This is a genomic window from Klebsiella sp. HMSC25G12, from assembly GCF_001807705.1.
Classification (GTDB): domain Bacteria; phylum Pseudomonadota; class Gammaproteobacteria; order Enterobacterales; family Enterobacteriaceae; genus Klebsiella; species Klebsiella variicola.
This window is the reverse complement of sequence record NZ_KV789910.1, coordinates 166,611-178,114: the sequence shown is the minus strand read 5'-3', so window position 1 is coordinate 178,114 and position 11,504 is coordinate 166,611. Positions and strand designations below refer to the sequence as shown.

At 57.3% G+C, this 11,504-nt stretch carries 7 protein-coding genes; 5 read left to right on the top strand and 2 right to left on the bottom strand.

Annotated features, from left to right (window positions below):
* Positions 1-61 precede the first annotated feature (61 nt).
* Positions 62-517 (bottom strand): acetyltransferase, encoded by a 456-nt coding sequence (locus HMPREF3096_RS21705; protein WP_032731670.1) that lies wholly within the window; start codon positions 515-517, stop codon positions 62-64.
* 156 nt (positions 518-673) lie between these two features.
* Between HMPREF3096_RS21705 and metA the strand changes: the two genes are divergently transcribed.
* The 4 genes from metA (at position 674) to aceK (ending at position 6,736) form a co-directional block, all read left to right on the top strand.
* Entirely contained in the window at positions 674-1,603 is a 930-nt protein-coding gene (gene metA / locus HMPREF3096_RS21700) for a homoserine O-acetyltransferase MetA (protein ID WP_008807331.1), read from the top strand.
* A gap of 260 nt (positions 1,604-1,863) precedes the next feature.
* Complete coding sequence (aceB, locus tag HMPREF3096_RS21695) at positions 1,864-3,465, top strand: malate synthase A (RefSeq protein WP_008807330.1); 1,602 nt, start codon at positions 1,864-1,866, stop codon at positions 3,463-3,465.
* Positions 3,466-3,544: 79 nt separating this feature from the next.
* The gene (gene aceA, locus HMPREF3096_RS21690) at positions 3,545-4,849 is read left to right on the top strand and encodes an isocitrate lyase (protein WP_032701149.1); all 1,305 of its coding nucleotides are present in this window, start codon (positions 3,545-3,547) and stop codon (positions 4,847-4,849) included.
* A gap of 102 nt (positions 4,850-4,951) precedes the next feature.
* Complete coding sequence (gene aceK, locus HMPREF3096_RS21685) at positions 4,952-6,736, top strand: bifunctional isocitrate dehydrogenase kinase/phosphatase (protein WP_070544579.1); 1,785 nt, start codon at positions 4,952-4,954, stop codon at positions 6,734-6,736.
* A 50-nt stretch (positions 6,737-6,786) separates the two neighbouring features.
* Here aceK and iclR read toward each other — a convergent pair whose 3' ends face one another.
* The gene (gene iclR, locus HMPREF3096_RS21680) at positions 6,787-7,617 is read right to left on the bottom strand and encodes a glyoxylate bypass operon transcriptional repressor IclR (protein ID WP_004206826.1); all 831 of its coding nucleotides are present in this window, start codon (positions 7,615-7,617) and stop codon (positions 6,787-6,789) included.
* 194 nt (positions 7,618-7,811) lie between these two features.
* Between iclR and metH the strand changes: the two genes are divergently transcribed.
* Complete coding sequence (gene metH, locus HMPREF3096_RS21675) at positions 7,812-11,495, top strand: methionine synthase (RefSeq protein WP_023296890.1); 3,684 nt, start codon at positions 7,812-7,814, stop codon at positions 11,493-11,495.
* Positions 11,496-11,504: the final 9 nt, after the last annotated feature.

The window sequence follows — 11,504 nt, the reverse complement described above, 5'->3', positions numbered from 1 at the left end:
GGTGCGCAGCACCGCCTCCGGGGAGGCCCCTGCCTAAGGGTCAGCAGTTGCGACGTCAATCTTAATCTGCTTCAGCCTGCTGCTCATGTATCAAATTCAATAACGGATACGGTTGCCCCAGATCGTCCGTCTCAGAACGCCCTGTCACGTTAAAACCCATCCTCTGATAAAACCCGACCGCTTGTTCATTCTGCTCATTCACATTCGTCGTCAGCTTTGGCGTTAACGACAGGGCATGCTCAATCAGCAATTTCCCCACGCCGCAGCCGCGGACATCCGGATCGACGAACAGCGCATCCATATGCTCTCCGGTAAGCAGCATAAAGGCGATCGGCTGGTCCTGGGTGTTAGCCGCCACCCACAGCGGAGCCTCCGGTAAAAATGCGCGTACCATCTCCTCCAGCTCCTTTCGATACGCTTTTGACAGAAAATCGTGCGTGGCGTCGACCGACCGACACCATATCGAAATCAGTTTATCCCCTTCATCTGGCCGGGAACGGCGGATGCTAATAACCATATTTTCTCCTTTTCTTCATTCTTATATTCTAACTCAATGCGCGCCGTGAAATTTTCTCACCGTGAACATGCAGACTCGACATTCACCCGATTCCTGGTTATCTTCAGCTATCTGGATGTCTAAACGTTTATACGTATGCTATGAGGTAATACAGTTATGCCAATTCGGGTGCAGGACGAGCTACCAGCCGTCAGTTTCTTGCGCAATGAAAACGTCTTTGTGATGACGACAACACGTGCAACGACTCAGGAAATTCGCCCCCTGAAGGTGTTAATCCTCAACCTGATGCCGAAGAAAATCGAGACGGAAAATCAGTTCCTGCGTCTGCTGTCGAACTCTCCGCTGCAGGTGGACATCCAGTTGTTGCGTATTGATGCGCGTGAGTCGCGTAATACGCCGGCGGAGCATCTGAATAACTTTTACTGCAATTTCGATGAGATCTGCGATCAGAATTTTGATGGCCTGATTGTCACCGGTGCCCCCTTAGGCCTGGTTGAGTTTAACGATGTTGCTTACTGGCCACAGATCAAACAGGTGCTGGAGTGGGCGAAGGATCACGTCACCTCCACGTTGTTCGTCTGTTGGGCGGTTCAGGCCGCGCTGAATATTCTGTACGGCATTCCGAAGCAGACCCGCGCCGAAAAGATTTCTGGCGTTTATGAACACCATATTCTGCATCCACACGCCTTACTGACCCGCGGTTTCGACGACTCTTTCCTGGCCCCGCACTCACGCTATGCTGATTTTCCGGCGGGACTTATCCGCGACTACACCGATCTCGAGATCCTCGCGGAGACGGAAGAGGGCGATGCGTATTTGTTTGCCAGCAAAGATAAGCGCATCGCCTTTGTTACCGGCCACCCGGAGTACGATGCCAATACCCTGGCAAGCGAATATTTCCGCGATGTGGAAGCCGGTTTGAATCCAGAGGTTCCTTACAACTATTTTCCGCAAAACGACCCGCAGAACAAACCGCGCGCCACCTGGCGGAGCCACGGCAATCTGCTGTTTGCTAACTGGCTTAACTATTATGTCTACCAGATTACACCATACGATCTGCGCCATATGAATCCTACACTGGAGTAATACTCTACACGAAACGATCCTAAAGCGTTTCAGCACTTTGCCTCTGGCACCTTCGGGTGCCTTTTTTATTTCCGAAATTCACTTCATGCTCAATGATAACTTTAATTCCATTGTTATCAATATGTTAACTCTATTTTAAAATTAAAATGGAAATTGTTTTTGATTTTGAAAATTAATTGAGTAGTCTTAATTGTGCTGAGCGAAAACTACACAACGATCTCTCGCTCGCTTCCAGCGGATCAACCAAGAGGAACAGCACAATGACGCAGCAGGCGACAATCACCGATGAACTGGCCTTTAGTCAGCCCTATGGCGAGCAGGAGAAGCAGATCTTAACGCCTGAGGCGGTAGAATTTCTGACGGAACTGGTGAGCCGCTTTGCGCCGGCGCGTAATAAGCTACTGGCCGCGCGTCAGCAGCAGCAGCAGGCCATTGATCAAGGTGTACTTCCTGACTTTATTTCGGAAACCGCTTCCATTAGAAATGGAAACTGGACCATCCGCGGTATCCCGGCGGATTTGCAGGATCGCCGTGTTGAAATCACCGGTCCCGTTGAACGCAAAATGGTCATTAACGCGATGAATGCCAACGTCAAAGTCTTTATGGCGGACTTTGAGGATTCGCTGGCGCCTGACTGGCGTAAAGTCATTGATGGCCAAATTAACCTGCGTGATGCCGTGAACGGGACTATTAGCTACACCAACGAGGCCGGCAAAATCTACCAGCTGCAGCCCAATCCCGCTGTGCTGGTATGCCGTGTGCGCGGCCTGCACCTGCCGGAAAAGCACGTCACCTGGCGTAATGAGGCCATCCCCGGCAGTCTGTTCGATTTTGCGCTCTATTTTTTTCATAACTACCAGGCGCTGCTGGCGAAGGGGAGCGGTCCCTACTTCTATCTGCCAAAAACCCAGGCCTGGCAGGAGGCGGCATGGTGGAACGATGTCTTTAGCTTTACGGAAGATCGCTTTGACCTGCCGCGCGGCACCATCAAGGCCACGCTGCTGATTGAGACGCTGCCAGCGGTGTTCCAGATGGATGAGATCCTGCATGCGCTGCGCGACCATATTGTTGGCCTGAACTGCGGCCGTTGGGACTACATCTTCAGCTATATCAAAACGCTGAAAAACCATCCGGACCGCGTGTTGCCTGACCGTCAGGTGGTGACGATGGATAAACCGTTCCTCAGCGCCTACTCACGGTTGTTGATTAAGACCTGCCACAAACGCGGTGCGTTTGCGATGGGCGGCATGGCGGCGTTTATCCCGAGCAAAGATGCCGAACGTAACCGTCAGGTGCTGAGCAAAGTCACCGCCGATAAAGAGCTGGAGGCGAACAATGGTCACGATGGCACCTGGATTGCCCACCCGGGGCTGGCGGATACCGCTATGGCGGTGTTTAACCGCGTACTGGGCGATAAGCCGAATCAGCTCTCGGTCACCCGGAGCGCGGATGCGCCAATTACCGCCGAACAGCTGCTGGCCCCCTGCGAGGGCGAGCGCACGGAAGCCGGGATGCGCGCCAACATTCGCGTGGCGGTGCAGTACATCGAAGCCTGGATCTCCGGCAACGGTTGCGTCCCGATTTATGGCCTGATGGAAGACGCCGCGACGGCCGAGATCTCGCGCACCTCTATCTGGCAGTGGATCCATCATCAGAAAACCCTGAACGACGGCACCCCGGTCACGAAGGCGCTGTTCCGCCAGTGGCTGGCGGAAGAGCTGATGGTGATTCAGGAGGAGCTGGGAGAGCACCGTTTCAGCCACGGCCGCTTTGACGATGCGGCGCGACTGATGGAGCAGATCACCACCTCCGACGAGCTAATTGATTTTCTGACATTACCGGGCTACCGCCTGCTGGCCTGATCGCCAGATGGTGTGGTTCGCCATTTAGTCCTTCACCAATGCGCCTGGGGAGCCAGGAAATTATATGGAGCATCTGCACATGAAAACCCGTACCCAACAAATCGAAGAATTAAATAAAGAGTGGACGAACCCGCGCTGGGAAGGCATTACCCGCCCGTACAGCGCGGAAGAGGTGGTGAAGTTACGCGGCTCGGTGAATCCGGAATGCACGCTGGCGCAGCTTGGCGCGGCGAAAATGTGGCGTCTGCTGCACGGTGAGGCGAAAAAAGGGTACGTCAACAGTCTCGGCGCGCTGACCGGCGGCCAGGCCTTGCAGCAGGCGAAGGCGGGTATCGAAGCCATTTATCTCTCCGGCTGGCAGGTGGCGGCGGATGCTAACCTGGCGTCCAGCATGTATCCGGATCAATCGCTGTATCCGGCCAACTCGGTACCGGCGGTGGTGGATCGGATCAACAACACTTTCCGTCGTGCCGATCAGATCCAGTGGTCGGTCGGGATTGAACCGAACGATCCGCGTTATATCGACTACTTCCTGCCGATCGTGGCGGATGCGGAGGCCGGTTTTGGCGGCGTCCTTAACGCCTTTGAGCTGATGAAATCGATGATTGAAGCCGGTGCAGCGGCGGTTCACTTCGAAGATCAGCTGGCGTCAGTGAAGAAGTGCGGTCATATGGGCGGTAAAGTGTTGGTCCCGACCCAGGAGGCGATTCAGAAGCTGGTGGCGGCGCGTCTGGCAGCCGACGTGATGGGGGTCCCGACGCTGGTGATCGCCCGTACCGATGCCGATGCGGCCGATTTAATTACCTCTGACTGCGATCCGTACGATCGTGAGTTTATTACCGGGGATCGCACCAGCGAAGGGTTCTTCCGCACCCACGCCGGGATCGAGCAGGCGATCAGTCGCGGGCTGGCTTATGCGCCGTATGCGGATCTGGTGTGGTGCGAAACGTCGAAACCGGATCTTGAGCAGGCGCGCCGCTTTGCTGAGGCTATCCATGCGCGTTTCCCGGGCAAATTGCTGGCCTATAACTGCTCACCGTCGTTTAACTGGAAGAAAAATCTCGACGATAAAACCATCGCCAGCTTCCAGCAGCAGCTGTCGGACATGGGATACAAATACCAGTTTATTACCCTCGCCGGGATCCACAGCATGTGGTTCAACATGTTCGACCTCGCCCATGCCTACGCTCAGGGTGAGGGGATGCGCCACTATGTTGAGAAAGTGCAGCAGCCGGAATTCGCTGCCGCGCCGGAAGGCTATAGCTTCGTCTCGCACCAGCAGGAGGTGGGCACTGGCTACTTCGACAAAGTCACTACCATTATCCAGGGCGGCGCCTCATCGGTGACGGCGCTGACCGGCTCGACCGAAGAAGATCAGTTTTGAGCCATGCCCGGCGGCGCGACGCTGACCGGGCCTGGGAAGGGATGCAGGCCGGATAAGCGAGCGCGCCATCCGGCATGACGTGGTGCCGGATGGGGGAAAGCGATGACGCGTGGCCTGGAACTACTGATTGCCCAAACCATTTTACAGGGATTCGACGCCCAGTACGGGCGTTTCCTGGAGGTGACCTCCGGCGCGCAGCAGCGCTTTGAACAGGCTGACTGGCACGCCGTACAGCAGGCGATGAAGCAGCGTATCCATCTCTACGATCACCACGTTGGCCTGGTGGTAGAGCAGCTGCGCTGCATTACCGAAGGGAAAAGTACCGACGTCGATTTTCTTCTGCGGGTGAAACAGCAGTACACCCAACTGTTGCCGGATTACCCTCGCTTTGAAATTGCCGAGAGCTTTTTCAATTCGGTCTACTGCCGACTGTTTGACCACCGCTCGCTGACCCCCGAGCGGCTCTTTATTTTCAGTTCGCAGCCCGAGCGTCCCTTTCGCACCCTACCGCGACCGCTGGCGAAAGATTTCTTTCCGGAACGCGGCTGGTCCCACCTGCTGGGCAAAGTACTGTCCGATTTGCCGTTGCGGCTGCCGTGGCAGAACAAAGCGCGGGATATCGGCTATATCATTGCCAGTCTGCAGGAGGCGCTGGGGGAGGAACTGCTCGCCACCTGTCATCTGCAGGTCGCCAATGAGCTGTTCTACCGGAATAAAGCCGCCTGGCTGGTGGGCAAACTGGTCATGCCGATGGCGACGCTGCCTTTTTTGCTGCCGATCCACCGCAGCGATGAGGGTGAGTTGTTTGTTGACACCTGCCTGACCACCCATGCCGAAGCAAGCATCGTTTTTGGCTTCGCGCGTTCCTATTTTATGGTTTATGCGCCGTTGCCCGGCGCTCTGGTGGAATGGCTGCGTGAGATCCTGCCGGGCAAAACGACGGCCGAGCTGTACATGGCGATTGGCTGTCAGAAGCACGCCAAAACCGAAAGCTATCGCGAATATTTACACTACATTACTCGCTGCGATGAGCAGTTTATTGAAGCGCCGGGCATTCGCGGGATGGTGATGCTGGTGTTTACCCTGCCGGGGTTTGACCGGGTGTTTAAGGTGATCAAAGACCGCTTCGCGCCGCAGAAAGAGGTGACCGCCGCCCACGTGCGCGCCTGCTATCAGCTGGTAAAGGAACACGACCGCGTCGGGCGGATGGCGGATACCCAGGAGTTTGAAAATTTCGTGCTGGATAAACGGCAAATCGCGCCGGGGCTGCTGGCGCTGTTGCAGGCGGAAGCGGGGAACAAACTTACCGATCTCGGCGACCGCATCGTCATCAGTCATCTGTATATTGAACGGCGAATGGTGCCGCTCAACCTGTGGCTGGAGCAGGTTAACGGCCAGGAATTGCGTGATGCGGTAGAAGAGTATGGCAATGCTATCCGCCAGCTGGCCGCCGCCAACATCTTTCCCGGCGATATGCTGTTTAAAAACTTCGGCGTCACCCGCCACGGCCGGGTGGTGTTCTACGACTATGACGAAATTTGCTATATGACAGAGGTGAATTTCCGCCAGATCCCGCCGCCGCGCTATCCGGAAGATGAGCTGGCCAGCGAGCCGTGGTATAGCGTCTCGCCGGGGGATGTGTTTCCGGAGGAGTTCCGCCACTGGCTGTGCGCCGACCCGCGCGTTGGGCCGCTGTTTGAGGAGATGCATGCCGACCTGCTGCGCGCGGACTACTGGCGCGAGCTGCAGACGCGGATTAAAAACGGCCATGTGGAAGATGTTTACGCCTACCGGCGCAAGCAGCGTTTTAGCGTGCGCTATGGCGCCGACAGTAGGCCGGATAAGGCGTTTACGCCGCCATCCGGCAGGGTGCGCCGATCTGCCTGATGGCGCTGCGCTTATCAGGCCTACTTAAAATGCCCCTGTGGGGCATTTTTTTATTTAACCCCGCCATACGCCAGCGTCACTTCCTTCGCCGCTTTGATCACCAGCGCGCCCAGCTCGGTCACCCGGTCATCGGTCATGCGTGAAATCGGCCCGGAGATGGAGATTGCCGCGAACGGTTCGCGATGTTCATCATAAATGCAGGCGGCGACGCAGCGCAGGCCGAGCGCGTGCTCCTCGTCATCGAAAGAGTAGCCCCGCTTGCGGGTCTGCGCTAAATCTTCCTTCAGATGCAGCGGCGAGACCAGCGTGGCATGCGTATAGGCATGCAGCCCTTTACGGTGCAGCAGGCTGGTGACCTGCTCTTCGCTTAATTGCGAGAGAAACGCCTTCCCGGCGCCGGAGGCGTGCATCGGCAGCTTACCGCCGATCGGCGCCGACATACGCATCAGCTGGGTGCACTGCACCTGGTCGATAATGATCGCCTGGTGGTCGCTCTGGTCAAGCACCGCCAGATTCACCGTTTCACCGGAATCTTCCATCAGCTGGCGCAGGATCGGGTGGACAATCGCCAGCAGATTGCGGCTTTGCAGAAAGCTGCTGCCGACCACGAAGGCATGCGCCCCGACGGCCCAGTGGCCCAGCTCGCCCACCTGGCGGACGAAGCCCAGCTGCTGCATGGTGGTCAGCAGGCGGTGGGTGGTGGAGTTGGGCAGACCCGCCTGCTGCGCCAGCTCGGTCAGCGCGACGCTGCTGTGAGACTCGGCAATCCATTCGAGCAATTTCAGGCCGCGGGTCAGCGACTGAACCTGACCGCCAGCCTGCTGGGCGGTGGCAGCCGCGGGTTTTCTGCCGCGTTTCGCGGGAACGGGGGTAGTGGCCATCGCGGACTCCTTTTTCTGTATCGTGGAAATGATTTTCGTTTTATTTGGCGATAATGCAATCACAACCGGACTCATCGGAGGAGTGAAGCTGAACATGTCTCATATTGCCTGTTGTTGTCTTTTCCGCTCCGGTGGTTTATGCCAGTATGGTTTGTTGGCTATTTGGCCTGAGTTGAGCGTTGTCGGGAGCAAGTGTGAGCAGCAAAGTTGAGCAACTGCATCAGCAGTTAAAAGAACGTATTCTGGTTCTGGATGGGGGCATGGGCACCATGATCCAGGGCTATCGTCTGAGTGAGCAGGACTTTCGCGGTGAGCGCTTTGCTGACTGGCCGTGCGACCTGAAAGGCAACAACGACCTGCTGGTGCTCAGCAAGCCCGAGGTGATCCGCGAGATCCACGACGCCTACTTCGAGGCCGGTGCGGATATCATTGAGACCAACACCTTTAACTCGACGACCATCGCGATGGCGGATTACCAGATGGAATCCCTGTCGGCCGAGATCAACTTTGCCGCGGCGAAGCTGGCCCGCGCCAGCGCCGACGCCTGGACGGCCCGCACGCCGGAAAAACCGCGCTACGTCGCGGGCGTGCTTGGCCCGACCAACCGTACCGCCTCTATTTCGCCTGATGTGAACGATCCGGCGTTCCGTAATATTACCTTTGACCAGCTGGTGGCCGCCTATCGCGAATCCACCCGGGCGCTGGTGGAAGGTGGCGTGGATCTGATCCTGATTGAAACGGTATTTGATACTCTGAACGCCAAGGCGGCCATCTATGCGGTGAAAGAGGAGCTGGAGGCGCTGGGCGTTGACCTGCCGCTGATGATCTCCGGCACCATCACCGATGCGTCCGGCCGCACGCTTTCCGGACAGACCACCGAAGCCTTTTATAACTCGCTGCGTCACGCCGAAGCCTTATCGTTTGGTCTGAACTGCGCCCTCGGGCCGGACGAACTGCGGCAGTATGTCCAGGAGCTGTCGCGCATCGCCGAATGCTACGTCACGGCGCACCCGAACGCCGGTCTGCCCAACGCCTTCGGTGAATACGATCTGGATGCCGACACCATGGCGACGCAGATTCGCGAATGGGCGGAAGCCGGTTTCCTCAATATCGTCGGCGGCTGCTGCGGTACGACCCCGGAGCATATTGCCGCTATGAGCCGGGCGGTGGCCGGTTTACCGCCGCGCCAGTTGCCGGAACTGCCGGTGGCCTGCCGCCTCGCTGGCCTGGAGCCGCTGAACATCGGCGACGACAGCCTGTTCGTTAACGTCGGCGAACGTACCAACGTCACCGGCTCGGCGAAATTTAAGCGCTTGATCAAAGAAGAGAAGTACAGCGAAGCGCTGGACGTTGCCCGTCAGCAGGTCGAAAGCGGCGCGCAGATTATCGATATCAACATGGATGAGGGGATGCTCGACGCGGAAGCGGCGATGGTGCGCTTCCTCAACCTGATTGCCGGCGAGCCGGACATTGCCCGCGTGCCGATCATGATCGACTCCTCCAAGTGGGAAGTCATTGAAAAGGGTTTGAAATGCATTCAGGGCAAAGGCATTGTTAACTCGATTTCGATGAAAGAGGGCGTCGAACCCTTTATCCACCATGCGAAGCTGGTTCGCCGTTATGGCGCCGCGGTAGTGGTGATGGCCTTTGACGAAGTGGGTCAGGCCGACACCCGCGAACGCAAAATTGAGATTTGCCGTCGCGCTTACAAAATTCTCACTGAAGAGGTCGGCTTCCCGCCAGAAGATATCATCTTTGATCCCAATATCTTTGCGGTAGCGACCGGTATCGAAGAGCATAACAACTATGCGCAGGACTTTATCGGCGCCTGCGAAGACATCAAACGCGAGCTGCCGCATGCGCTGATCTCCGGCGGCGTCTCCAACGTGTCGTTCTCGTTCCGCGGTAATGACCCGGTACGTGAGGCGATCCACGCCGTGTTCCTCTACTACGCGATCCGTAACGGCATGGATATGGGGATCGTTAACGCTGGCCAACTGGCGATTTACGACGATCTGCCTGGCGAGCTGCGCGACGCGGTCGAAGATGTGATCCTTAACCGCCGCGATGACAGTACCGAACGGTTACTTGAGCTGGCGGAAAAATATCGCGGCAGCAAAGCGGACGACGGCGCGAATGCTCAGCAGGCGGAATGGCGCAGTTGGGACGTGAAAAAGCGTCTCGAATATTCGCTGGTGAAGGGCATTACTGAATTTATCGAACAGGACACCGAAGAGGCGCGTCAGCAGGCTGCCCGCCCGATTGAGGTGATTGAAGGGCCGCTGATGGACGGCATGAACGTGGTCGGCGACCTGTTCGGCGAAGGTAAAATGTTCCTGCCGCAGGTGGTGAAATCCGCTCGCGTGATGAAACAGGCGGTGGCCTACCTCGAACCTTATATCGAAGCCAGCAAAGAACAGGGCTCCAGTAACGGCAAAATGGTGATTGCCACCGTAAAAGGCGACGTTCACGACATCGGTAAAAACATCGTCGGCGTGGTGCTGCAGTGTAATAACTACGAAATTATCGATCTTGGCGTGATGGTCCCGGCAGATAAAATTCTCAAAACCGCCAAAGAGGTCAATGCGGATCTGATCGGCCTTTCCGGGCTGATTACTCCGTCACTGGACGAGATGGTTAACGTGGCGAAAGAGATGGAGCGCCAGGGCTTTACCATCCCGCTGCTGATCGGTGGCGCGACTACCTCGAAAGCGCATACGGCGGTGAAAATCGAGCAGAACTACAGTGGCCCGACCGTTTACGTACAGAACGCCTCGCGCACCGTCGGGGTGGTGGCTGCGCTGCTCTCGGATACGCAGCGCGATGATTTTGTCGCCCGCACGCGTAAAGAGTATGAGACCGTGCGTATTCAGCATGGGCGTAAAAAACCGCGCACGCCGCCGGTGACCCTGGCCGCGGCGCGGGAAAACGATCTGGCCTTCGACTGGGAGAGCTACACGCCGCCGGTGGCCCATCGCCTGGGGGTACAGGAGGTGGAAGCGAGCATCGAGACGCTGCGCAACTACATCGACTGGACGCCGTTCTTCATGACCTGGTCGCTGGCGGGTAAATACCCGCGGATTCTGGAAGATGAAGTGGTGGGCGAAGAGGCACAGCGCCTGTTCAAAGACGCCAACGATTTGTTAGATAAACTCAGCGCAGAGAAAACCCTGAACCCGCGCGGCGTGGTCGGGTTGTTCCCGGCCAACCGCGTGGGCGACGATATTGAAATTTATCGCGATGAAACCCGCACCCACGTGCTGACGGTGAGCCATCATCTGCGTCAGCAGACGGAAAAGGTCGGCTTCGCGAACTACTGCCTCGCCGATTTTGTCGCGCCGAAGCTGAGCGGCAAGGCGGACTACATCGGCGCCTTTGCCGTGACCGGCGGCCTGGAAGAGGACGCGCTGGCGGACGCCTATGAAGCGCAGCATGATGACTATAACAAGATCATGATCAAGGCCATCGCCGATCGTCTGGCGGAAGCCTTCGCCGAGTATCTGCACGAGAAAGTGCGTAAGGTCTACTGGGGGTATGCGGCCAATGAGAACCTCAGCAATGAGGAGCTTATCCGCGAGAACTACCAGGGGATCCGTCCGGCGCCGGGGTATCCGGCCTGTCCGGAGCACACCGAAAAAGGCACCATCTGGCAGCTGCTGGACGTCGAAGCCCATACCGGCATGAAGCTGACCGAATCGTTCGCCATGTGGCCGGGGGCATCGGTTTCCGGCTGGTACTTCAGCCATCCGGACAGCAAGTACTTCGCCGTGGCGCAGATCCAGCGCGACCAGGTCGAAGACTACGCGCTGCGTAAAGGGATGACCCCGGCGGAAGTCGAGCGCTGGTTAGCGCCTAATCTGGGCTATGATGCCGACTAAATCGTCACC